This window comes from Xanthomonas sp. 60 (assembly GCF_011761925.1).
The window spans coordinates 39,170-61,108 of record NZ_JAASQW010000010.1 but is presented as its reverse complement, the minus strand read 5'-3'; the positions used below and the strand labels follow the sequence as shown (position 1 = coordinate 61,108).

21 protein-coding genes are annotated in these 21,939 nt (G+C 66.8%); all 21 read left to right on the top strand.

Features of this window, described 5'->3' with window-relative positions; genetic code table 11:
- Positions 1-3: 3 nt before the first annotated feature.
- The 21 genes from FHY09_RS16075 (at position 4) to FHY09_RS15975 (ending at position 21,802) form a co-directional block, all read left to right on the top strand.
- Positions 4-672: an EscR/YscR/HrcR family type III secretion system export apparatus protein gene (locus tag FHY09_RS16075; protein WP_208407965.1), complete on the top strand. Its 669-nt coding sequence runs from the start codon at positions 4-6 to the stop codon at positions 670-672.
- A complete protein-coding gene (sctS, locus tag FHY09_RS16070; RefSeq protein WP_166927920.1) occupies positions 669-926 on the top strand; it encodes a type III secretion system export apparatus subunit SctS in 258 nt (85 codons plus the stop codon). Before FHY09_RS16075 ends, sctS begins: the two co-directional genes overlap by 4 nt.
- Before the next feature lie 6 nt (positions 927-932).
- Positions 933-1,733 carry a type III secretion system export apparatus subunit SctT gene (gene sctT / locus FHY09_RS16065; protein WP_166927919.1) on the top strand — a complete coding sequence of 267 codons (801 nt, stop codon included), beginning with the start codon at positions 933-935 and terminating at the stop codon, positions 1,731-1,733.
- Entirely contained in the window at positions 1,730-2,800 is a 1,071-nt protein-coding gene (locus FHY09_RS16060) for an EscU/YscU/HrcU family type III secretion system export apparatus switch protein (protein WP_166927918.1), read from the top strand. The genes sctT and FHY09_RS16060 overlap by 4 nt, the downstream gene beginning before the upstream one ends.
- 35 nt (positions 2,801-2,835) lie before the next feature.
- Complete coding sequence (locus FHY09_RS16055; RefSeq protein ID WP_166927917.1) at positions 2,836-3,378, top strand: SycD/LcrH family type III secretion system chaperone; 543 nt, start codon at positions 2,836-2,838, stop codon at positions 3,376-3,378.
- Between the two features lie 357 nt (positions 3,379-3,735).
- Positions 3,736-5,178, top strand: a complete 1,443-nt coding sequence (sctE, locus tag FHY09_RS16050; protein ID WP_166927916.1) for a type III secretion system translocon subunit SctE — start codon at positions 3,736-3,738, stop codon at positions 5,176-5,178.
- Positions 5,179-5,206: 28 nt separating this feature from the next.
- Entirely contained in the window at positions 5,207-6,580 is a 1,374-nt protein-coding gene (locus tag FHY09_RS16045; RefSeq protein WP_166927915.1) for a hypothetical protein, read from the top strand.
- Between the two features lie 51 nt (positions 6,581-6,631).
- A complete protein-coding gene (locus FHY09_RS16040) occupies positions 6,632-7,759 on the top strand; it encodes an IpaD/SipD/SspD family type III secretion system needle tip protein (protein ID WP_166927914.1) in 1,128 nt (375 codons plus the stop codon).
- 10 nt (positions 7,760-7,769) lie between these two features.
- Positions 7,770-8,903 carry a hypothetical protein gene (locus FHY09_RS16035; protein WP_166927913.1) on the top strand — a complete coding sequence of 378 codons (1,134 nt, stop codon included), beginning with the start codon at positions 7,770-7,772 and terminating at the stop codon, positions 8,901-8,903.
- 156 nt (positions 8,904-9,059) lie between these two features.
- The gene (locus FHY09_RS16030; RefSeq protein WP_166927912.1) at positions 9,060-10,937 is read left to right on the top strand and encodes a hypothetical protein; all 1,878 of its coding nucleotides are present in this window, start codon (positions 9,060-9,062) and stop codon (positions 10,935-10,937) included.
- Positions 10,938-10,963: 26 nt separating this feature from the next.
- Entirely contained in the window at positions 10,964-11,191 is a 228-nt protein-coding gene (locus FHY09_RS16025) for a phosphopantetheine-binding protein (RefSeq protein WP_166927911.1), read from the top strand.
- The gene (locus FHY09_RS16020) at positions 11,188-11,805 is read left to right on the top strand and encodes a lytic transglycosylase domain-containing protein (RefSeq protein ID WP_166927910.1); all 618 of its coding nucleotides are present in this window, start codon (positions 11,188-11,190) and stop codon (positions 11,803-11,805) included. Before FHY09_RS16025 ends, FHY09_RS16020 begins: the two co-directional genes overlap by 4 nt.
- Before the next feature lie 126 nt (positions 11,806-11,931).
- Positions 11,932-13,131 carry a PrgH/EprH family type III secretion apparatus protein gene (locus FHY09_RS16015; RefSeq protein ID WP_166927909.1) on the top strand — a complete coding sequence of 400 codons (1,200 nt, stop codon included), beginning with the start codon at positions 11,932-11,934 and terminating at the stop codon, positions 13,129-13,131.
- A 105-nt stretch (positions 13,132-13,236) separates the two neighbouring features.
- Positions 13,237-13,455 carry an EscF/YscF/HrpA family type III secretion system needle major subunit gene (locus tag FHY09_RS16010; RefSeq protein ID WP_208407964.1) on the top strand — a complete coding sequence of 73 codons (219 nt, stop codon included), beginning with the start codon at positions 13,237-13,239 and terminating at the stop codon, positions 13,453-13,455.
- A gap of 48 nt (positions 13,456-13,503) precedes the next feature.
- The gene (locus tag FHY09_RS16005; RefSeq protein ID WP_166927907.1) at positions 13,504-13,794 is read left to right on the top strand and encodes a hypothetical protein; all 291 of its coding nucleotides are present in this window, start codon (positions 13,504-13,506) and stop codon (positions 13,792-13,794) included.
- A 3-nt stretch (positions 13,795-13,797) separates the two neighbouring features.
- The gene (sctJ, locus tag FHY09_RS16000; RefSeq protein WP_166927906.1) at positions 13,798-14,577 is read left to right on the top strand and encodes a type III secretion system inner membrane ring lipoprotein SctJ; all 780 of its coding nucleotides are present in this window, start codon (positions 13,798-13,800) and stop codon (positions 14,575-14,577) included.
- Positions 14,561-15,133, top strand: a complete 573-nt coding sequence (locus tag FHY09_RS15995; protein WP_166927905.1) for a hypothetical protein — start codon at positions 14,561-14,563, stop codon at positions 15,131-15,133. The genes sctJ and FHY09_RS15995 overlap by 17 nt, the downstream gene beginning before the upstream one ends.
- Positions 15,090-15,788, top strand: a complete 699-nt coding sequence (locus tag FHY09_RS15990; RefSeq protein WP_166927904.1) for a hypothetical protein — start codon at positions 15,090-15,092, stop codon at positions 15,786-15,788. The genes FHY09_RS15995 and FHY09_RS15990 overlap by 44 nt, the downstream gene beginning before the upstream one ends.
- A complete protein-coding gene (locus tag FHY09_RS15985; RefSeq protein ID WP_166927903.1) occupies positions 15,785-16,084 on the top strand; it encodes a hypothetical protein in 300 nt (99 codons plus the stop codon). Before FHY09_RS15990 ends, FHY09_RS15985 begins: the two co-directional genes overlap by 4 nt.
- Positions 16,085-16,166: 82 nt before the next feature.
- On the top strand, positions 16,167-17,951 hold the full coding sequence (locus FHY09_RS15980) for an autotransporter assembly complex protein TamA (RefSeq protein ID WP_166927902.1): 1,785 nt from the start codon (positions 16,167-16,169) through the stop codon (positions 17,949-17,951).
- Positions 17,948-21,802 (top strand): translocation/assembly module TamB domain-containing protein, encoded by a 3,855-nt coding sequence (locus tag FHY09_RS15975; RefSeq protein WP_456362845.1) that lies wholly within the window; start codon positions 17,948-17,950, stop codon positions 21,800-21,802. Before FHY09_RS15980 ends, FHY09_RS15975 begins: the two co-directional genes overlap by 4 nt.
- Positions 21,803-21,939 lie beyond the last annotated feature (137 nt).

Sequence of the window (21,939 nt, the reverse complement as noted above, 5' to 3'; positions counted from 1 at the left end):
GTCATGCACATCAACAACGATGTGTCGTTGATTGCCGTCCTGGCGGCGGCGGCGCTGTTGCCGTTCCTGCTGGCGGTGGGAACCTGCTACATCAAGTTCACCGTGGTGTTCACCCTGATCCGCAACGCGCTCGGGCTGCAGCAGGTGCCGTCCAACATGGTCATCAACGCCCTCTCGCTGATCCTTGCGTTCTACGTGATGCACCCGATCGTCAGCGGTGTGCAGGAGGCCTACAAGGCGCTGGACACGCCGTTGACCACCGTGCAGGGCACCGCGGAGTTCCTGGATGAAAGCCTCGGGGAGTACAGGGCGTACCTGGCCCGGCATTCGGATCCCGAGCTGCTCGATTTCTTCGAGCGCGCGCGTGCGAGCGATGGCAGTGCGGTATCGCCGCCGGGTACGGCAGGCGAGGACCGCGCGCTGGCGGCGCTGCTGCCGGCCTACGCCCTCAGCGAGCTGAAGGACGCCTTCCTGATGGGCTTTTACCTGTACCTGCCCTTCATCGTGATCGACCTGATCGTGTCCAGCATCCTGCTGGCGCTCGGCATGATGATGATGAGCCCGGTGACCATCTCCGCGCCGATCAAACTGATCCTGTTCGTGGTCCTGGACGGCTGGAGCCTGCTCTCGCAGGGCCTGATCCAGCAGTACATGGATGTGGCACCCACATGAACGAACTGATCATGATCGGCAACCGCACGCTGCTGCTGGTGCTGCTGCTCTCGGCGGCGCCGGTGATCGTGGCCACGCTGGTGGGCCTGGTGGTGGGCCTGTTCCAGACAGTCACCCAGCTGCAGGAACAGACGCTGCCCTTCGGCGCGAAGATGCTGGCCGTGGTCGCCACCGTGCTGGTGCTGATGGGATGGATGGCGCGGATGCTGATCGATTTCGGATTGCTGACCTTCGGCCGCGCGCTGGGGGTCTGACTGCACATGGCCGTTCCTTCGCTTGACGCGCAGTTGATCCATGCCCTGAGTGACCTTCTGGTCCCGGCCGCATTGGGCCTGACGCGTCTGCTGGCCTGCTTTGCCTGGTTGCCGTACCTGGGCGCCGGTGCCGTTCCGTCACGCCTGCTGCGCGTGGCCGTCGCGCTGGTGGTCCTGGTCGGACTGTGGCCCGTGACAGAACTGCAAACGCGCCCCGCCGGCCTGCTGGGACTTGCACTGGCCACCGGCCGCGAAGCGCTGGTCGGCACCGCGCTGGGACTGATGCTGGCCCTGCCATACCACGTCTTCCATGCCATGGGCTCGCTGGTCGACACCCAGCGCGGTGCCGGCGTGGGCGCCATGATGGATCCGCTCAGCGGCGTGGAAGCCACCGAGATGGCCAACCTGCTGCAGATGATGAGCGCGGCGGTGTTCCTGCTCGCCGGCGGCCTGCTGCCCCTGCTGCAGGCGCTGCAGCAGAGCTATGCCGTGGTGCCGATCGGTGCCGATTTCATTCCTGCTCCGGGCAGTCTGCATACCCTGATGGACGTGGTGCTGGGGGCGGCCCTGCGCATGGCCGCACCGGTCATTCTTCTGCTGTTCCTGGTGGAGGTCATGCTGGGGGTCCTGTCGCGCTTCGCGCAGCAGCTCAACGCGTTTTCCGTGTCCCTGTCGGTGAAGTCGATCATCGCGTTCGCGGCACTGCTGGTGTATCTGATGGGGACGATCAGCGGCCAGGTGCCTGCGCTCTGGCAGCAGTATCCGGTGCTGCGGGTCCTGGCCACGGGCGCGGGCGCAGGCGCATGAGTTCGGCGGAGAAAACCGAAAAGCCGACCCCGCAGCGGCTGAAGAAAGAGGGCCGCAAGGGCAAGTCATACAACAGCCGCGACCTCATCGCGGCGGCCGTGCTGCTCGGTGGCCTGCCCGCCATCGCGCTGCTGAGCTCGCTGGACCGCGTGGGCGCGTTGTATGTGGACATCGCCCGCCACCCCACCGTCCTGAGCCCGCAGCTGGCTGCCCTGGCCGCCTTGAAGGGCCTGCTGGTGGCCCTGGCGCCGGTGCTGCTGATCAGCGTGGTGACCATCGCCCTGCTGTCGCTGTGGATGAGCCGGGGCATCATCGCCGCCGAGGCGGTGCGGATCGATCTCAACCGGCTCAACCCGGTGAACGGCTTCAAGAACCTGTTCTCACTGAAAGTGGTCAAGGACCTGGTGCGGACGCTGCTGTATCTGCTCTGCACCGCCCTGTTCTGCTGGCTGGCGATCGGCCTGTGGGGGCCTGATCTGTTCGCGCTCGCACGCGCCACCCCCGCCCAGCTGGCCACGGCATGGGCACAGCGTGCGCTGTCGTTCGGGCTGGGCCTGCTGGCCGCGCTGGCACCGGTCTACCTGCTGGCCGGATGGCTGGACCGCGTGCTTTTCATCCGTGAGATGAAGATGGAAAAACACGAGGTGAAGCGCGAGCACAAGGACAACGAGACCAAGCCGGAGATCAAGCGACGGCGTCGTGACATCGCCGACGAACTTTCCGCGCAGGTCCAGGCCGACACGTTGGGTTCCAAGGTGGTGCTGGCCAACCCGACACACATCGCCATCGGCATCTTCGTCATGGACGAAGGTCCGATGATGCCCTTCGTGTCCGTGCGCGAGAAAGGACGCCGTGCCCGCAAGGTGATCGCGCTGGCCGAGGCCAACGGGATTCCGGTGGTCCGTGATGTACGCCTGGCCCGCGCGGTGTACTTCAACAGCCGCCGCTACCGCTTCGTCCAGAGCGAACAGATCGATGCAGTGATGCGCCTGATCGCCTGGCTGCGCGATGTGGAGCGCGCCGGCGCCCCCGACAACAGCGATGCGTCGGCCGCACCGCCCCAGTGATGCTGCATTTCCCCCCCCCTCATGAGGAGTATCGAATGATCGACAAAGATCCTGCCCAGGCGCCGCACGAAGATGCCAGCGCCGAGGTGACCCGGCTGATCCTGGAAGGCCTGCGCGCCGGCGCGACACTGGCTGATCTCAAAGGCGTGGACAGCAACCTGTTGGAGGGGGTGTATGCCATTGCGCACCGCTATTACCAGAACGGCCAGCTGGACGAAGCCGAGACGTTCTTCCGGTTCCTCTGCCTGTATGACTTCTACAACGCCGACTATGCATTGGGCATGGGCGCGGTGCTGCATCTGAAGAAGGAGTACGACAAGGCCATCGGCATGTACGCCGTGGCGCAGACGCTGAACCTGCAGGACGATCGACCGATGTTCCATGTCGGCCAATGCCATCTCGCGCTGGGACGCGTCCGCAAGGCTCGCGAGTGCTTCCAGTCCGTGGCCGAGCGGGCCGCAGGCAGTGAACTGGGCGGGCGGGCGGAGGCCTACCTGCAGGCCATGCGGCACCAGGCCGATGAGGTGTCCGAAGAGGATGGAGCGCACGCGCCCACGCCGAATGGCAACGACGCTTGACAGAAGCCGATCACCCGTAGTGGGCGTGGTTCGATTCTGAAAGCTGCGCCGCCGGGCCGCCGGGATACTGCCCCGGTCGCTGGTACGCCAGCCTTCATCCCGGATATCAAGATGACTTCGCTGATCACCCAGCAGCCCGTCACGCCGTCGCAGATGCCACTGGCGCTACGAAGCAACGCGCACCGTTCCACCATCGAGCAGGCCAGCGGCTTCGGCGTGCAGCTCGCGCAGGCCACCGCCATCGAAAGAACGGCCGCCCAGCTGTTTGCCGCCGTCGTCAGCGCGGGCCCCGTGCCTGCCGGCACCGGCACCGGCAGGTCCGCTGGAGCGGATGCGTTCTCGCTGCGCCAGCCGGACATGGCCCGCGTTGCCGCCGCTGCCGGCCCCGGCAGCGAGCGCCTCACGCCGGAGGCCATGCTGACCCGTGCGCTTGGTTCCTTGCAGCAGGTGCTGCAGCGGAGCGGGCTGGAAGCTGCGAAACAGCGGCTGCAGCACTATCAGGCAAAAGCCCTGGCCAACACCCACTACAACAATCAGCTGGCGGCCGCGCTTGAAAAGGCCCTGTCAGCTGCTGAGGCCGCCGGTGCGGCGGCGGAGGCGGCCGCCGACGAGGCGGGTGTCGCACGCGGGGCCTTGGAGGCCGCTCGCGATGAAGTGGCGGCACGGCAGGCGGAACTGGACGCGATGGATCCGGACGATCCGGGCCTGGCTGCCAAGCAGGGCGAACTGCAGGCGGCCCAACAGCGTCTGCAGACCTCACAGAGCCACCTGGAGGAGGCTACACGGACGCTGCTGGCAGCCGGCGGGGCGTTCAACGCCGCGCTCGAGCAGGTGCAGCTACAGCGCGACCAGATGGGTGCCGGGGCCCGGCGCGGCGCAGGCTCCCCGCCACTGGATGGTCGCGAACTCACGGCGGCAGCCACGCTGCAGAAGCTGCTGGTGATGCTCAGCACACTGTCCGCCGACGTGGCGCTGGAAAAACTGAAGAGCGAGACAGAGGCAATCATGGCCGCCCTGCAGGCGCGTGAAGCACAGAACAAGGAAGCGGTGCGCAAGCAGGAGGAAGAGGCCCAGCGTGCGGCTGATGCCGAGAAGAAAACCGGTTGTATCGGCAAGGTCTTCAAATGGGCGGCCGCGGCCATATCCGTCGTGGTGCTGGCGGTGGGTGTGCTGACTGCCAATCCGGCATTGATCGCCGCCGGCATCATCAGCGTGGCCATGACCCTCGACGGCATGGCGGGCGAGCACCTCGGCTTTTCCGTCATGGGCAAGCTGACTGACGTGATCGGCGCCGGGATCAGCAAGGCTCTGGTCGCGGTGGGGGTGAACGAAGCACTGGCCAAGAAGATCGGCAGCATCGCCGCGTCTATCGTGGTGGTGGTGATGGTGATCGCCGCCTCGATCATGGCAGGCAATATGGCCAATGCCCTGCAGGCCAGCAGCGCCGCCACCAGGGCAGCCAGCGCAGCCGCCAGCACGGCCGGTCGGGTGGCCGAGATGGCGGAAAAAGCCGTCCAGGTCGTGCAGGTTCTGGGTCAACTGGCCAGCCTGGCCGGGTCCGTCACCCAGGGCGTGGGCCAGATCGTCGTGGCCGGCATCATGGTCGAAGTCGCGCGCCTGATGAAGGCCATCGAGGAAAACCTGTTCGGCAGCGAGGTGCTGCGTGACCTGATCGGCAAGATCCGCGACGCCGTGGCCCTGCTGGACAACCTGGCCTTCGAGCTGCTGACGCAGTCTTCCAACGTCATGCGTGAGAGCGACGCCACTGGCCGAACCATCATCAACGCGATGCGCGCCTGAGCGCGCCCTTTTCTACGGAGATTTCCTCATGACCGCCATCAACCCTGTCGTCCCGAGCGCCAGCCAGCCCAGCCGCCTGCTGGCCAACCTGCAGGCGCAGACCACGCCGGCGCAGACAACCCGGGCCCCCACCGCACCTGACCTGCGCAACGCAGACCGTGCCGCCGACGCGCTGGTCACCAGCCTGCCGCGCGCACAGGCACGCAGCACCGCCGCCTCAAGGTCGCTGCCGACCCTCAATGAGCCCTCGGCACCGGTGCCGACCCCTGCCGCGCTCCAGGATCTCCATGCGGCACTTGATATGAGCACTGACCCGCGCACGGACCTGGCCGTGTTCATGCGGTCGGTCATCGGAAGCGTCGGTGCGCAGGAACGGCCCTCGCTGCGTGGCACCGATCTGCCCCCCACGGAGCGCGATGAGACCCCGTCCCCCGTGCCTGCGGCGGCGCTGCAGGAACAGTTCAAGAGTCTGATCGGCCTGCAGAGCCATAACGGCGAACTGGTCTTCCCGACGGTGAAGGCGCGCGAAGCCCTGAGCGGCCTGATCACGCCCACCACCGATGGCCAGGAGCCGCTGGGTGCGCTGCTCAGTGACACCCCGGCCATCGCCTCAGTGATCGACGAGGCCAACGCATTGAATGATGAAGAACTGTCGGTGCGGATGAACAGCGACCCGCGCTTCGCGTTCGTTCTCCTGCTGATCGCGTTCCTGATGAAGTTGGCGGCATCCCAGCGCGAGCAGGCGGCAGGGATGCTGGTCTTCGCCGAGAAATCCGTCCATGACATGGGCGAACGCATGGTCGACAGTGCCAGGCAGCAGCAGCTGGCCAAGGTCGTGGCACTGGTAGTGGTGGTGGTGGTTTCCACGGTAGCGGTAGGTGTCGGTGCCAAGGCGGCCGCCCGCAACATCAAGAGCATTGAAAGGAACCAGGGCAACACCAACAGGCTGCACAAGGACTCTGCCGAGAATGAGCTCAGGCTCGCCTCCGGCGTCACTGACCCCAGGGCGAAGACGCCCGTGCCGTTGACCTCCGCTGAGCGCCATCAGCTGCGTGAGGCTATCGCCCGTGACAACAACCGGGCCGCGGTCCTTTCCGCCGAGCACGCTGTCACGCAGACCGACGCGGCCGTGATCAACCAGGCTGGGCAGATGCTGGGCCACGCCGGCAATGCGGCAGGCAACCTGGCCGGCTCCGGGCACGAGATCGAGGCGGCCAATCTGACCGCGCGACAGGAAAAGCGACGCGCCGACGCGAGCGCCGGGCAGCAGGTCAGCCAATCCATCGGCCAGAACACCAGCAAGGTGGATGAATCCAGCCAAGCCCTGTTCCGTCAGGCGCAGCAGGCCGAGCAGGACAAGGCCGATGCCCGCAATGCCATCACCAGCCACATCGGTCGCTGACCACACAAGACGCGCGCCCTGGCGGCGCGCGCTGCCCAGGAGAGACATGACATGACTTCACCCATGATCGATTACACGTCGAGCAGGCCGCTTCATGCCGCGTGGCTGGCCTCGGAGAAGGGACGCAGTGAACGCACCGAACGCAGCGAACCGGCGCCTTCGGGCACCGATGCGCCACATACGGAGCGGCCCGCCTCGTCGCTGCAGGAGATGAGCCGTCAGCGGCTCCCCGCGACCCCCGGTGCCCAGCAAGCCTTCATCGCTCTGAAGCACAAGGCGGCGCTGCCGCCGCTTGAGCCGGACGTGCTGGAGGCCGTCATCGCCAAGGAGGCGATGCTCCGCGACCGCCAGTTGCGCGACGCGCTGGTCACGCTCAACGCCCCTGACAGCCACGTGCCCGAAGAGGACGCGTTTCGCAGCCTGCTGTCCACCTTCGAGGACCCGCCGCCGCCCCTGCGCGAGTTTTCAGCACGCCTGCTGCAGGAGCAGAGGGCCGATGACGAAGGACATCCGTCTGACGGCAGCGAAGGCGCCGGGGCAGCGGGGCTGCAGTCGTCCAGCAGCGATTTCCTGGAAGACATCTTTGCGTTGATGGAACGGCTGGACAAGGAGTGGCTCTCGCGCTTCAGCGACATCCTGGGCAACTATGTGACCTTCTTCAACAAGCTGACCGATGCATTGGCGTTGCTGTCAGGATCGATCACCAGCACGGACAAGGACGGCAATTTCTGGGTCGACTTCCGCAGTGTCCAGAGGGCATTGCGAGCACTCAAGGAGGAGGTTGAGAACGGTCTGGGGCTGGGGGGAGATTTCAAGACCAGAGCCGAGGCCGAGGCCTTCCTGGCCGACCTGGGGCTGCAGGACCTCAAGGTCCGGCAGAAAGCCGACGGCACCTTCGAGCTGGTGGTGGACACGGCGTTGATCGACCAGCTGATGGAAAAAATCAGGCGGCCGCCAGGGGAGGTTTCAATCTGGGTCGGACCGATGAGTCCTGCGGCGCATGCCGCCATGACCAGCGCCAAAGACAGCCTGATGGAGCGCTTCAACCACATCAATCGCGTTCTGCCCGATAAATATCAGCGGCAGCTGCAGATGTGGGACACGCTGGTGAAAACGCTGAGCGGCACCATCGATTCGATGGCCGACACCAACAAGCTCATCATGCAGAACATGGCCTGAGGACAAATACATGAACGTCGCAGATGCAATCCGCCAGACGAGGCCGGCAGCGTGCGTGCAGCCACCGCCACCACCCGCGCACGGCACCGGCCTTTCACCGAACGGACTGCAGAACATTCCTCCCGCAGGCCAGCACCTCTACCATGAGGTGCCCCGTGCCCGCCTGATCGGCACAGCGTCGGGGGCCGTTCCGGAGCGCGCTACGGGCACGTTCAGACCTTCGACGATCGCGACCCCTACGGCTGCAGCCTGGCGACAACCGGCGCCTCCCCCGCCACGCCAACGCGAAGCGGCCGATTCCACAACGCAAGCCTGGTGGGACGATCCCCGGGCGCCACTGCCGGTGGCCACCGCCCGTCGCCTGGCGATGGAGGAGGAGGCCGCCGCGCGAGGCGTTCATCCCAAGCACGTCAAGGACGTCGATGACCACCTGGGCGTTGTGAAGGCTCGTATCGACAGTGACCGACGAAACGCGCTGAGCCGGCTGGGTCGCGATCTGAACGACGACCTGGAGGTTGCCGATATCTACTCCGAACAGGAAATGCATGCGTCGCGAAACCCCAGGCAAAGTGCGGTTGACAGATTCTGCAGCCAGAAACCCGCACGCGCTGTCTACCGGGCTGCGCTGAGGGAACATGAACATAATCGCGGGGCGGAGGTGGTACATAGCGCCTGCCTGGTGCTGTCGTTCAGCTCAGCCATGGCGCCGCAGCATGCGGCGCTGGTCACCTGGCTCGAATCAAAAATCGAGGCCTATCTCAAAGTAGACATCAAGACATTGCACGCGACGTGTCACACCTGGACCAGTCGTCACTTCGACAAGTGCGCATCCGTCGAGAAGGCACTGAAGCGTCTTACGGATGCGATCGGATATGAAGCCCTCGCTACGGACCTGAAGCTTGCGCTGGTCCCGGCGCTGATGCGATCACTGGAAAACCGTGGACACCTGCCGATCTATCGGTCACTGGCGCCTGCATTGAGTCCGTCCGCTTTCGGCGGTTACAAGGCCTTGACGGAAACGGTGGATGGTCTGCTGAGGACAGGGCCTGTGCTCCCCAATCTGCTGAGGCCCGCGCCCTCGGCGGAGTACGGACAGACCGAAGCGCACGACTGGCTGGAACCTCCTGTGTTCCCCGGGCATTGACACGTCCATGGCCTGATTCACGGCCCCGCCGCCGTTCCCATTGAAAACAAGGTTTGACGCCCGACTGCCATGACAGCCATCTCGCAACAACCCGCACTGACCCTATCGCCCGCTTCCCTGTCCATACCTGCGGAAAACAAGCCAGCATTGCGCTTGGTGAACGTCAACAACGGCGTCGTTTCAGCCACCAACGTTGTGACGCCACCGGTGGCGAAAACCACGCCCAACGCCGCGTCGGCACAAACTGCCAGCAGTCTGGAGCGGCCGCGTAACGACGCGTCGCGTCTGTACAACAGGTTCTACGCCACTACCGTCCCGCCTACGGATCACCACTCGCGCGTGTCGCGTCAGGACGACGCTGACTACAGCTCGCCGCTGGGTACCGACGTGGTTGGCATGACGACCTTCGGAACCATCGACACAAGCGAACAACCCGAGCTCAGTGGAACGCTCCGCCGGCAGATGGCGGAGGTCGGAGCCACCAGCGGCGTCGACGCCCTGCATGCGCAGGCGGTGGACGAAGCGTTGTCTGCCGCCAAGCAGCGGATCGACCGGGATATGCAGGCCGCAGCCGTCCATCTGCAGCGTGAGAATCGCCAGCCTTCGCGGGCGAGGGACGTTTACTCCGGCGCGCAGATCGCGCAATCGCGCAACCTGATCGCAACCGCCGTGGCGCGCTTCTGCAACGCAGAGAAGTCACGCGAGCATTACCTGGCCGCCCTGGAAGAGCATGGCGCCAATCGGGGTGGGGAAATGGTGCGCATCGCGTGTCTCGCACTCGCGCTGCCCTGTGCTGCGGATCCCGGACACGGTGAGCTTGTGAAGCAGCTCGAAAAAGACATCCTGGCCTATCTCAAGGTCGACAAGGGCGATCTGCACGCCACGCAGAAAACCTGGGGAGGCGGTGGGGCCAAGCAGTGCGACGCCATCAGGAGATCACTGGAAAAATTGACCAGCGCCCTGGGCAGGGAGCGGATCGGTACCGATATCATGGAGGCCCTTGCCCCCGCGCTGTTGGACGGCCTGGAAAGGAATGGTCATCCAGTGACGCACCGGTCGCTTGCGGCAGCACTCAACCCGCAGGCGCTCGGGGCGTTCCTGAAGCTGACGGAACGCCCGGACATGCTGCTGCGGATGGCAGACACCCTGCCCAAGCTGCTGCGCGCGGCCCACGGTGAACCGACCCAGCCGAGTCCACCGTCCACGCCGCCGCCTGCATCACCGACTGCAGCGTCTGCAGTGAGCCCGGCAGCACCGGTGATTCACTACCACGCACCGGTGTTTAAAGCGCCGAAGTACCAAGCGCCAAACTACCAAGCGCCGAATTACGAAGCACCAAACTACCCGCCGCCGGGCAATGTGGCGCCGAGCCATGACGAGCGGGAACCTGGGGGGCCGCGGGTGGACCCCTGGCTCAGGGACAACGCAGGCGCACGGCGGACCTCCGCGTCCTCCAGAGCATCATCGACCAGCGAATCATCGACCAGCGAATTCGATCCCAGCAGCGATGCCATTGATCTCGATGACCTCTCTTGCAACGTCGAACGATCGCAGCACTATGCGCCAACGACCCCGCTGACCGGAAACACCATTCCGCCTCCCCCGAACGACATGTTCGACGAACCACCCCGTCTAATGGTGCGAGAGCGGCTGGACCACCAGTCGACGCCGGCCGTGACCCCGTTACGTACTGATTCGGTCGGTGAGGAAGCGGCCGATCGTCTGGCATCGCGCACGTCGCCAAGACGGCCAGGGCTGTACATGAACATGAAGAATCCGGGACTTAAGCAGCCCCAGCGGACGCCCAATGCCGAGCGTTTCACACTTAACCTGTCCACAGAACGAAACAATGTTCGTCGCAGCAACATCCTGGTCGCGCAAGGTCCCATGACAGAGGACGGGACATTGCCGGTGGTCGTCCAGCAGCCCCACGCCCCCAAGCAGGTCAATCACCGCGGCCGCGGCGCCGAGCGTGACGGTACCGTCCGGGTCGTGCCAGAGCCCTTCATCATCTCGGTGCCGCGCTCGCCATGAGCGGCGGGGCGGCAGGGTTCGGGTTGTTGGCCCGGTTGATCGCTGCCGCGGCCGATACGGTCGCGGCGGAGGTGCGCCCAGGCGCACGCCTGCACGAAGACCTGGGCGTGGATTCACTTGAGATGGCCGCACTGCTGGTGGACATCGAACACCATTTCGGGGTGGTCATCACCTCGGACATGCTGGAGACGGTTCATACCGTGGATGACCTGCACGCGGCGATCGTCCGCGCCGGGCATGAGGTGCGGGCATGAGTCACGCATGGCTGCCGGCCCTGGCCGCCATGCTCGTGGTCTCCACGCCACCTTCCGTGCGCGCGCACAGCGTGCATGCGGTGCTGGATGAAGACGGGCGTCTGCAGGTCAGCGCACACCCGACCCCGGGCTCGCGGCCATTCGATCCCCATGGCCGACGGCGCGCTGGCGGCACCCTGCGGACAGACGTCCGGGCGCAGGATGCCCAGCCGCCGGCCTCCATGCACGCGTTGATCAAGCGGGCCGCTGCCGAGGCGGGGATCGAGGCTGCGCTGGTCCATGCCGTGGCGTGGAACGAGTCGCGCTACGACCCGCTGGCCGTTTCCCGGGCTGGCGCGGCCGGTGTCATGCAGTTGATGCCAGGCACCGCGCAGCGGTTCGGTGTGCACGACCGCTTCGACGCAGCACAGAGCCTGCGCGGTGGAGCCCGCTACCTTGCCTGGCTGCTTGAGCGCTACGGACACGATGTCCCGTTGGCGCTGGCGGCCTACAACGCTGGCGAAGGCAACGTCGCAAGACACGGCAACCGCATCCCTCCGTTTCCCGAGACGCAGCAGTATGTCCGCAGGGTGCTGCGGACCTACGCCCGGGCCGAATCGCCAGGCGGCATCTGACCCTTGCGGGTCACCGCGGTGCAGCGGCGTGATCCGGTCACGAAAATACAATTCTGCTGATGTTGAAGCAGGTGGCTGCGCAACAGAATGCACGAACTTCCCGACCCCCGGATCCCCTTTCACGTCATGCATCACGTGCTGAAAATCCTGTCCGGCAGTCTGAGCGGTGTCGAGTACACGTTGTCGGACACCGAGACGCTGTTCCATGTCGGACCGCAGCAGGAACTGATCAACGGCAATGCCGCGCGGCTGCTCGGGCACGCGGACAATGCCTACTACATCCCCGCCGAAGCGGCGCCCGCGGCGTTCATGCTCAGGTGCTTGGGCGATGACGGTGTGCCGAGGCTGCAGCTGGGTGAACGTGCAGGCGAACAGGCCGCATGGACATGGCGCGAGGCGCCCCTGCAGACGCCGCACGCCGTTGCCGGCATCCACGTGGCGATCCGCCACCGCGACGCGTCCTGGTCCGAAGCGGTCACGGCCTTCGTGCCGCCGGCGCTGCCGGCAGCGTTGGCATCCTCCGAGGCCACCCTGACGCCACCCCGCACCCGTCGACGTGGCGCGGTGGTGCTGCTGGCCACCGCGATTGTCGCGCTGGTCGCGGTCGGCGCGGGCTGGTTCCACTGGCACTACCTGCCCGAGACCCGCATCCGGGGGCTGGCCGGCGTCCTCCACGATGCGCCGGCCGATTTCCAGATCATCGCCGGGGAGGACGACCGCCTGTACGTCTTTGCCGACACACCCGCCGACAAGGCCTGGGCCGAGCGTGCCAGCCGCCGCCTGCAGCGTCGCCATGATGTGCATGTGGTCCGCCAGGAGCAGGTTCGCCGCCTGGAGCAGGCCTTGATCGAGGCCGGGCTCGATGTGGTTCTCGTCCGCCTGGAGAATCCCGCGCGGCCGACCGTCGTGCTCGCTGGAGCGCAGCCAGGCCGCCGGGCCGAGCAGGTGAAACAGGTGCTGGGCGGGAAGATTCCCTGGCAGCACGCGCTGCAGGTAGAAGCCATCACCGACCAGCAGCTCATCGCGCAGGCGCGCCAGGCGCTGCGCGTGCGGGGCATCAGCACGCGCGTGGAGCCGGACGGCACGCGCGCCAGTGTGGTGAACGATGTCTACCTGGACGATGCGGCGCTGTCACAGATGACCGCTGCGGCGGCGGAATTCCAGCAGCAGTGGGGCACGCGCCGCATCACCATCATTCCGCGGCTGTGGGACGACCTTCTGCAGGGCCGTTCCTACCGTTATACCCCGGGCCAGCTGCTGTCCATCGGCAACGGGCGCTGGGACTACGCCGGCGGTGCCGGCTCCGCTGCACCTGCATCACCCTGACCTCCCCACCTACTGGAGCACGACATGACAACGACAACTGCAACTCCTCCCGTCTGGGGCGACCCGTCCGATGGTACGGGCGACGCTTCGCGATGGGATGGCTGGATGAGCAATCACTCGAACCAGTTCGACAAGGGCGTCAACGATCTGAAGGCCAAGCTGGAGGCGGCCTTCGCGGCGCTCTCCCAAGACGCGAGCTCGCCGGAATTGCTGGCGAAATACCAGAGCGCGCTGTCCGAATACAACATGTACCGCATGCTGCAGTCGAACTCGACCAAGAGCCTGACCGACCAGAGCAAGTCCGTCGTCCGCAACCTGGCATGACGCCTGGGGTGCCGCTGGCTGCGGCCCCCACCTTCACGAGGCTTCACCATGCTGAGCATCAGTCCCATCGCCAGCGTCTCGCCGCTGGCGACCGATATCGATTCACAGGCGGTCCCGCTGTCGGACCGCTTCACTTCCGCCCTGGCGGAAACCTACGTCTGGGCCGGTACCGAGCGCGATGCACTGCTGCGTACCGCCAATGATCCGATGACGGCCGCCGACCCCCAGCGCCTGTACGAGCTGCAGATGCGGCAGGAGGCCTACAGCAAGAAAGTGGCCGTGAGCTCGGCGCTCATGAGCCATTTCACCAAGGGCGTCGAGACGCTGCTGAAGAGCTGAGCCATGCCGCATCCTCTGACATCCGCGCTTTTCTTCTGCCTGCTGCTTGCAGGCTGCACGCGCACCGAGCTGCTGCAGGGGCTGGAAGAACGCCAGGCCAACGAAGTGGTGGCGGCGCTGCTCCACCACAACATCGATGCCGAGAAGCGTGCCCAGGGCAAGGCCGGGTTTGTCGTACGCGTGGGCGGGGCAGACCTGGCAGAGGCGATCAACATCGTCCAGCTGCAGGGACTGCCGTCCTTGCCGCGCACGCAGATCGCCGCGCTGTTTCCCGCCGACGCCATGGTCAGCACGCCGCTGGCCGAACGGGTGCGGCTGCTTTCAGCCATCGAGCAGCGCCTGGAAGAATCGCTGTCCCTTCTGGAGGGCGTGCGCTCGGCCCGGGTCCATGTGAGCTACGACGCGAGCCCGGCCGAAGGCAGCCTGCAACAACGCAGGCCACCGTCGATGCACGTGGCGGCGGTGCTGTCGCACGCCAGCACCGCCGACCAGCAGGCGCTGCAGGTCATGGCCAAGCGCTTCCTGCGCAATGCCTTCGTGGACGTGGCCTACGATGATGTATCGGTGGTGCTGACCCAGGCGGCGGAGCCGGGCACGCTGGCGGTCACGCGGACGACCGATCGGACATCCAACCTCACCTGGCTGCTGCTGCCCCTGCTGCTGGTCGTGGCGATCGTCGGCGTGGTGGTCTGGGTGCTGCGCAGTCCGACCCGTCACGCCGCACGCCTGCGTGAGCGGTTGGGTTCGCCTCGACTGGGGCTCGGGCATGCCGACCAGCCATGACGCGCTGCGGGTCCTGCACGACCCGGCCGGGTATTACCGCCCGTGGCAGGGTCGGCTGGACGGGCTCACGCCGACCCAGCGCGGTGCCCTCAACCGCTGGCTGACCGGTACCTATGAGCTGCCTTCCCAGGGGCCGGCGGAGCGATCGCAGCAGGCCGCCGTGGCGCGGCTCGTTGCCGGCTGGCAGCGCATTCCGTCCGTGGCGTGGCTGATGGCGTGCGCCAAGCAGCGCAACTGCGTACTCGGCTCGCGGCTGCTGCTGCAGCAACCGCCGGTGGTACAGGCCTTCCTGCTGCTCGGCTTCGCACCGGCTCCGCCGGGCGCCGCGATGGAACCTGAAACGCTGCTCGCCTGGGGCGGGGACCACCTGCAGGCGGGGCTGCGCGACCACCTGCCGGCGTGGCTGGTTGCGCGCATCGGCCTGTGGTTCAGCGGGCTGCCGCGCGCGTCCGGCGTGGCGTCGCCGGCCGATACATCCTTCGACATCACCTGTTTCTGGAGTGCGTGGAACCATGCTGCAGACCTTCCCGGACCGCTTGTTGGACTTCGCCGTTGACGGCGTCATTCCGGCCTCGAGCCTGCACCGCGTGGCGGACGAACAGGCGCAGCTCGCCTTTGCCCGCCGCCATGCAGCCCGCGAGCGTGAGCAGGCGCGGACCGAAGCCGCGGCCCTGCGGCGCGAGGCGACCGAGGCAGGTTTTCGCGCCGGCCTCATCCAGGCGCTGGCCTGTTTCGTGCCGCAGGTGGAATCGCTGCGCGACCAGCAGGCGGTGCTTGCTGCAGCGGTCGCTGCCGAGCTCGACGTGGCCCTGCGGCGCATGACCTGCGCGCCGGACATCGTGGCCGAACAGGTGCGGGCGGCGCTGGCTGCCCACCTGCAGCCCGCCACGTCCCCCGCCCGGCCCGTGCTGCATGTGCCGCAGGACCAGCCGGTACTGCTCGAGGCCCTGCGCGGGGCGCCGGCCTTGGCGGGACTGGACGTGCGCGCGGCGGCGCGCGGTGCGCCGCTGCTGGAGATCGGTGCGCTGGCGTGGGAGTTCGACCTGCAGGCCGCGCTGGCCGAGGACCGGGACCGCGCCGTGGCAGCCACCCTGCCAGGCATCGACGATGCCCTGGATGCATTGGCCGGGCAGTACGCGGCCCAACTGATGACCCACCTCGACCGTGCCGCCCAGGCACGTGGATTCGCCCTGCTGAAGGATGTCCCATGACCCCAACCCTGCTGAGCTCGATCCGGGGGCCTGCACAGGCTGCTTCCCTCGATACCGCCCTCCTGCCGCTGGAAGAACGCGTGCGCCGGGACCTCGCGCGCACGCCGGAGGGGAAGGAGCCCCCAACGGCGACGCAGGAGACCTCGGCAGAGGACAATCTCGTCGGCTTTCTGCCCATCATCAGCCCTGAGATGGAGGCCGCGGTGAAGCACTGGGCCTGCCAGCAGTTCGTCGAGAAAATGATGTATGGCGAGGAGGAGGAGACCGGAATTCCTTCGCTGTCGATCGATCTCTGATCGTCGGTAGGGCCAGCGGTGCAGGCAGGGACGCCGCGCTGCCTTCATTCCCGATGTCATCCTGCCCCGTTATGCTGTGCGGATGCAGCCATCGAAAACCGCTATCCCCCTGATCTGTCTGGCCTTGCTGGTGTCGCCTCTGGCCCACGCGCGGGGCACCATCGAAAAGGTCGACATCGCCGGTCTCGACAAGGGGGACGACGCCGAAATCATCGAAAACATCCAGGTTTCGCTGAGTCTTTTCGACACGATCGGCAAGGTCCAGGGCGAGTCCCGCCTGGAGTACCTGCTGTCGCAGGCGGAGCGGCAGACACGGGAAGCGCTGGAGCCGTTCGGCTTCTACAACCCGACCATCCGCGTGGAAGCACCCCGTACCGGGGAGTCGCTGAGTGTCGTGATCAACGTCGTCAAGGGCGAGCCGGTGCGGGTTCGCAAGGAACACGTGGAAATCACCGGGCCGGCGCTGTACGACCGGTACCTGCAGGATGATCTGGAGGCCTTCAGGCCGCGCATCGGCGATCCGTTCGAGCACACCGTCTACGAGGCCAGCAAGATCACCGTCACCCGCCGGCTGGCCGAGCGCGGGTACTTCGACGCCGATTACACCCAGCGCCAGGTACAGATCACGCGTGCGGAAAACGCGGCGGATATCGACCTGACGTGGGACAGCGGCCGTCGCTACAACATGGGCCCGATCACGTTCCACCAGAACTACTTCGTCGACAAGCTTTTCGATCCGCTGGTGTACTGGGACGAGGGCAGCTATTTCCATGAAGGCAAGCTCGACCGGCTGCGCGAGTCGCTGACCAAGCTGGATTATTTCAGCACCATCGACATCCAGCCGCGTCCGGACCGCGCGGACGAAAACGGCAATGTGCCGGTGGATGTGAACCTGACGCGGGCCAAGCGCAGCATCTACACCACCGGTCTGAGCTACGGCAGCGAAAGCGGCGCCGGTGTGCGCGGCGGACTGGAACGGCGCTGGCTCAACAGCCGCGGCCACAAGATGAACACGCAGTTGGACTATGCGCAGAAGCGCAAGAGTCTGATCACCAGCTACCGTATTCCGGCCTTCCGCTGGCTCGACGGCTGGTACACGTTCGCGGCAAGCGCCTATGACGAACAGACTGATTACATCGATCTGCGCAACATCAAACTGATCGCAAGCCGCAGCGGGCAGATCAACGAATTCTGGACGGCCACCGCCTCGATGAATGCGCTGCGCGAGCGTTGGGGCTATGCCTCGGGTACCGAGTTCACCAATGCGGTGTACCAGTATTCCACGCTGGTGTATCCGCAGATCGCGGCGGACTATGTGAACGTGGACGACCGGCTGTTCCCGCGCAGCGGCATCAGCGGCAGTGCCACGGTACGCGGTGGCGTGGAAGGCGCAGGCTCGGACACCAGCTTCGTACAGGCCAACCTGGCAGTGCGCTGGTATGTGCCACTCGGCGAAAGCAACCGGCTGATCCTGCGCGGCGAGGGCGGCACCACCTGGACCAGCGATCTGGTGGCGATGCCGCCCAGCCTGCGCTACTTCGCCGGCGGTGACCGCAGCATCCGCGGCTACGCGTACCGCGAAGTCGGTCCGCGCACGCCTGCGCCGGACCGCTTCGCGCTCGGCGCCAAGAACCTGGTGGTGGGTTCGGTGGAGTACGAACATTATTTCGGTGGCGGCCCCTGGGGCGCAGCGGCGTTCGTGGATACCGGCAGCGCGTTCGATGACACCATCGATCTGCACACCGGCATCGGTTTCGGCGTGCGCTGGAAATCACCGGTGGGCCCGGTGCGCGTGGACCTCGCGCATGGCCTCAACGATCCGGACTCCCAGTTCCAGATCTACCTGAACATCGGAGCTGACCTGTGAGTACGCCCACGCCGCCCGGCACCCCGCCCACCCCGGCGCGTGCGCCGATGCCGCGCCGCCGCTTCTACCGCCGCAAGCGGTTCTGGGCCTGGTCCGGCGTGGGGGTGCTCGGGCTGGTGCTGCTGGCCCTGTTGGCCCTTTACTGGCTGCTGCAGACCGTGGCCGGCCGCGATGTGCTGCTGGCGCAGGTGATCGCGCGGCTGCCCGCGGGCGCCAGCCTGACCTGGAGCGAGGCCGACGGCCCGCTTGCCGGCCCACTGACGCTGCGCAACGTGGACTTCCGCTACAACGACATCCACTTCCATGCCGAGCGTGCCTACCTCGAGCCAGACCTGCGTCCGCTGCTGGGCCGCAAGCTGCTGCTGGACCGGCTGGAACTGGACAATGCCACGCTCAACCTTGCCAAGAGCGAGGAACCGTTCAAGCTGCCGTCGTGGCCGGACTCGCTTCCGCAGATCGAAATGCCGCTGGCCCTCCAGGCCGATGTCATCCAGGTCAACGGGCTGCGGATCACCACCGCCGGCGAGCCCACCATCGACATCAGCCATATCGGCGGCGGTCTGGAAGTCGCCACCGGCGAGTTCAAGGCCAACCAGTTGCGGGTGGACAGCGACATGGCCAACCTGCGCGTGGATGGGCACTACCATCCGGCCAAGGACTACGACACCCACCTGAGCGCCACGGCGATCCTGCCGGCGCCGCGCGGGCGCACGCCGGCCAGCCTGGGCCTGGTCGCCCGCGGTGACCTGGGGCACATGGAAGTGGCGGTGGCAGGACGCGCGCCCAAGCCGCTGCGCGCGCTGCTGACTTTCGATGGCCGCACCGATCCCACATGGACGGCCAGCGTGCGTACCGACGAACTGGACGTGCGCCTGCTCGGACCGGCCATGGCGGCCTCCACGCTGCAGCCGGTCACGGTGGACCTGCGGGCCCATGGCAAGGGCGGGGCGGCCGACCTGCAGGGCCGCGCGCAGCTGGGCCAGGACGTGGTGGAGCTGGCGCCATCCAAGGTGACGCTGGAGGACCAAGTCCTCAACGTCCAGCCGCTGGTGGTGAAGGCCTTCGGGGGCGACGTGCGCGTGTCCGGCACCGCCGATTTCCGCCAAGCGGGCAACGAGACGCTCAACTTCGCGGTCGTTGCCAACGGCATGACCTATACGCCAGTGGCCGACGACAGCACGGCCGGTGCGCCGGCGGTCCCGGTGACCCTGAAGGACGCCCGCTTGGGCATTGCCGGCACGCTCCAGGCGTGGGCGGCGATCGGTCGTGCGGACGTGGAGCGCGAGGGCCAGCGTGCGGCGCTGCAGTTCGACGTGCGCGGCAACCAGGAGGCTGCGCGCATCGAGCAGCTGCAGGCGCGCACGCCCGGTGGCGCGCTGGATGTCGCCGGTACCGTGGCCTGGGCTCCCCAGCTGCAATGGTCGGCCGATGCCAGCCTGAAGGACTTCGACCCGGGCTATTTCGCGCCGGGCTGGGACGGCCGGCTGTCCGGCACGTTCTCCACCACTGGCCTGCAGCAGCCGGTAGCGGCCAATGCGCCGCCGGGCACCACGGGCGTGCTTGAAGCCACGGTCGACCTGCCTGCGCTGAAGGGCATCCTGCGCAAGCGTGCCCTGGATGCCCGCGGCCGCTTCGCATTGAAGGGCGAGCAGGGCGAGGGCGATCTCCGCCTGGCACTGGGCACCAGCCGGGTGACTGCGAAGGGCACGGTGGGCGATCGGCTGGATATCGACGCCCGCTTCGAACCCCTGCTGCTCAGCGATCTCATGCCCGGTGCCAACGGCAGCCTGCGCGGACAGGTGCAGGTGAAGGGGCGCCGCGACGCACCGGACATCACCGCCGATATCGCCGGCAGCGCGTTGAACTGGAACGACTGGAGCGCCGAGACCGTCAGCCTCAAGGGTCGCCTGCCCTGGAGCGGTGACAGCGGTGCGCTGGCGCTGCAGGGCCGCAACGTCACGGTCGGCCTGCTGCTGGACACGCTGGATCTGACGGCGCAGGGCAGCCTGAGCAACCTGCGCGTGGCCGCGCAGACGCGCAACGAGCTGGGGGCGGCCGAACTGCAGGGCAGCGTGCGCCAGCTCAACGCGCAGTGGCGCGGCCAGCTGTCGGCGCTGCGTATCGCGCCGGTCAAGGGCGATGCCTGGACCCTGCGCGCGCCGGCCGAATTCGCCGTCATCGGTGATCGTTTCACCCTGTCCGAGGCCTGTCTGGGTGCGGCCGCGGGGGGCGCGCTGTGCGCCCAGGCCAACTGGCCGCGCGAGGGCGTGACCGTGCGCGGTGACGCCTTGCCGCTGACGCTGGTGCAGCCGTGGCTGCCACCGACCTCCGGGCGGCGCATCTTCCTGCGTGGCGAGGTCACCATGGACGGTCAGATCCGTCCGCGTGGCAATGCCTTCGAGGGCAAGGTGGGAGTCCGTTCCAGCGAGGGCGGCGTGCGGCTGGGCGACAACGCCCGCGGCGAACTGCTGCGCTACGACCAGTTCTCGGTGAACCTGGACCTGACCCCGGCGCGGATCGAGGCCTTCCTCGGCATGGGCTTCCAGGGCAACGGCTTCGTCAACGCCCGCGTGCAGACCGGCTGGGACGCCAACGCACCGCTCAACGGCGAGCTTTACCTCAACATGGCGCGCTTGTACTGGCTGGAGCTGTTCTCCCCGGACATCGTGCGGCCCACGGGGCTGATCGAAGGTCACGTCAGCCTGCGCGGCACACGCGGCACGCCGTCGCTGGGCGGCGAAGCCACGCTGAAGGATTTCAAGGGCGAGTTCCCGGCTCTCGGGCTGACCTTCGAGCAGGGCAGTGGGCGCTTCAGCGCACAGCCCGACGGCTCGGCGAAGATCACCGCGCAGGCGAACTCGGGCAAGGGCACGCTGTACGTGGACGGGGGGCTGTCGTGGTTCGGCGATGCGCAGCCGCTGCAGCTCAACATCCATGGCGAGAACGTGCTGCTGTCCAACACCAGCGAACTGCGCGTGGTGGCCAATCCGAACCTGGATTTCACGCTGGCCGGCACGGCGATGCAGCTCAAGGGCACGGTGCACGTGCCGGAAGCGGACATCGATCTGGAGCGCCTGGACCGTGGCACCTCGGTGTCCGAAGACGTGGTGGTGCTGGACCCGGTGGATCCTGAAGAAACCGTCGCCTCGCCGCTGGACATGGACCTGACCGTCAGCCTGGGGGAGAACGTGAAGATGGCCGGCTTCGGCCTGAAGGGCGCGCTCGCCGGCAAGATGCAGGTCTGGGCACGGCCCGGCCGCGAAATGACCGCCAATGGCGGGCTCGATGTCAGCGGACGCTACAAGGCCTACGGGCAGGACCTGACCATCACCCGCGGTCAGCTGACCTGGAACTACAACCCTGTCTCGGACCCGCGCATCAACCTGCGCGCCGAACGCCGCATCGGTGATGTCACCGCCGGCATCGATGTGACCGGCCGTGCCATGCAGCCGCGTGCGCAGGTCTGGTCGGATCCGTCGATGTCGCAGTCCGAGGCGCTGGGCTATCTGGTGCTGGGACGCAGCCTGACCGGGGCCACCAGCGACCAGACGCAGCAGGTCAACGCCGCTTCGGCGGCCCTGTCGGCCGGTAGCGGCCTGCTGGCCTCGCAGCTGGGTGCCAAGCTGGGCCTGGACGATGCCGGTGTCAGCCAGTCGCGCGCGCTGGGCGGTTCGGTGATCGGCGTGGGCAAGTTCATTTCGCCCAAGCTCTATGTCGGTTACGGCGTCTCGCTGGTCGGCAGTGGTTCGGTGCTGACGTTGAAGTACCTGCTGAGCCGCGGCTTCGATATTGAAGTTGAATCGAGCACGGTAGAAAACCGAGGCTCGTTGAATTGGCGGCGGGAGAAATAAGCGCATCGGCGAGGCACGGATGTGCCGATTCTGTCGATAAAGAGGGCGTTTCCTGAAACGCCCCGTTGTTGATAGAGCGTGGGGTGAGGGCGGTGTGAAGATGCGCGCCCGGCACGTGCCGGGCCCCTTCCACGGAT

What these genes read in the sequence shown, in the direction of transcription:
- FHY09_RS16040 (WP_166927914.1), top strand. Translation starts at nt 6,632, where the DNA reads ATGACTTCACCCATGATCGATTACACGTCGAGCAGGCCGCTTCATGCC.
- sctS (WP_166927920.1), top strand. Translation starts at nt 669, where the DNA reads ATGAACGAACTGATCATGATCGGCAACCGCACGCTGCTGCTGGTGCTG.
- FHY09_RS16045 (WP_166927915.1), top strand. Translation starts at nt 5,207, where the DNA reads ATGACCGCCATCAACCCTGTCGTCCCGAGCGCCAGCCAGCCCAGCCGC.
- FHY09_RS16075 (WP_208407965.1), top strand. Translation starts at nt 4, where the DNA reads ATGCACATCAACAACGATGTGTCGTTGATTGCCGTCCTGGCGGCGGCG.
- FHY09_RS15990 (WP_166927904.1), top strand. Translation starts at nt 15,090, where the DNA reads ATGCTGCAGACCTTCCCGGACCGCTTGTTGGACTTCGCCGTTGACGGC.
- FHY09_RS16015 (WP_166927909.1), top strand. Translation starts at nt 11,932, where the DNA reads ATGCATCACGTGCTGAAAATCCTGTCCGGCAGTCTGAGCGGTGTCGAG.
- sctE (WP_166927916.1), top strand. Translation starts at nt 3,736, where the DNA reads ATGGCCCGCGTTGCCGCCGCTGCCGGCCCCGGCAGCGAGCGCCTCACG.
- FHY09_RS15980 (WP_166927902.1), top strand. Translation starts at nt 16,167, where the DNA reads ATGCAGCCATCGAAAACCGCTATCCCCCTGATCTGTCTGGCCTTGCTG.
- FHY09_RS16055 (WP_166927917.1), top strand. Translation starts at nt 2,836, where the DNA reads ATGATCGACAAAGATCCTGCCCAGGCGCCGCACGAAGATGCCAGCGCC.
- FHY09_RS15985 (WP_166927903.1), top strand. Translation starts at nt 15,785, where the DNA reads ATGACCCCAACCCTGCTGAGCTCGATCCGGGGGCCTGCACAGGCTGCT.
- sctJ (WP_166927906.1), top strand. Translation starts at nt 13,798, where the DNA reads ATGCCGCATCCTCTGACATCCGCGCTTTTCTTCTGCCTGCTGCTTGCA.
- FHY09_RS16035 (WP_166927913.1), top strand. Translation starts at nt 7,770, where the DNA reads ATGAACGTCGCAGATGCAATCCGCCAGACGAGGCCGGCAGCGTGCGTG.
- FHY09_RS16060 (WP_166927918.1), top strand. Translation starts at nt 1,730, where the DNA reads ATGAGTTCGGCGGAGAAAACCGAAAAGCCGACCCCGCAGCGGCTGAAG.
- FHY09_RS16005 (WP_166927907.1), top strand. Translation starts at nt 13,504, where the DNA reads ATGCTGAGCATCAGTCCCATCGCCAGCGTCTCGCCGCTGGCGACCGAT.
- FHY09_RS15995 (WP_166927905.1), top strand. Translation starts at nt 14,561, where the DNA reads ATGCCGACCAGCCATGACGCGCTGCGGGTCCTGCACGACCCGGCCGGG.
- FHY09_RS16010 (WP_208407964.1), top strand. Translation starts at nt 13,237, where the DNA reads ATGAGCAATCACTCGAACCAGTTCGACAAGGGCGTCAACGATCTGAAG.
- FHY09_RS16020 (WP_166927910.1), top strand. Translation starts at nt 11,188, where the DNA reads ATGAGTCACGCATGGCTGCCGGCCCTGGCCGCCATGCTCGTGGTCTCC.
- sctT (WP_166927919.1), top strand. Translation starts at nt 933, where the DNA reads ATGGCCGTTCCTTCGCTTGACGCGCAGTTGATCCATGCCCTGAGTGAC.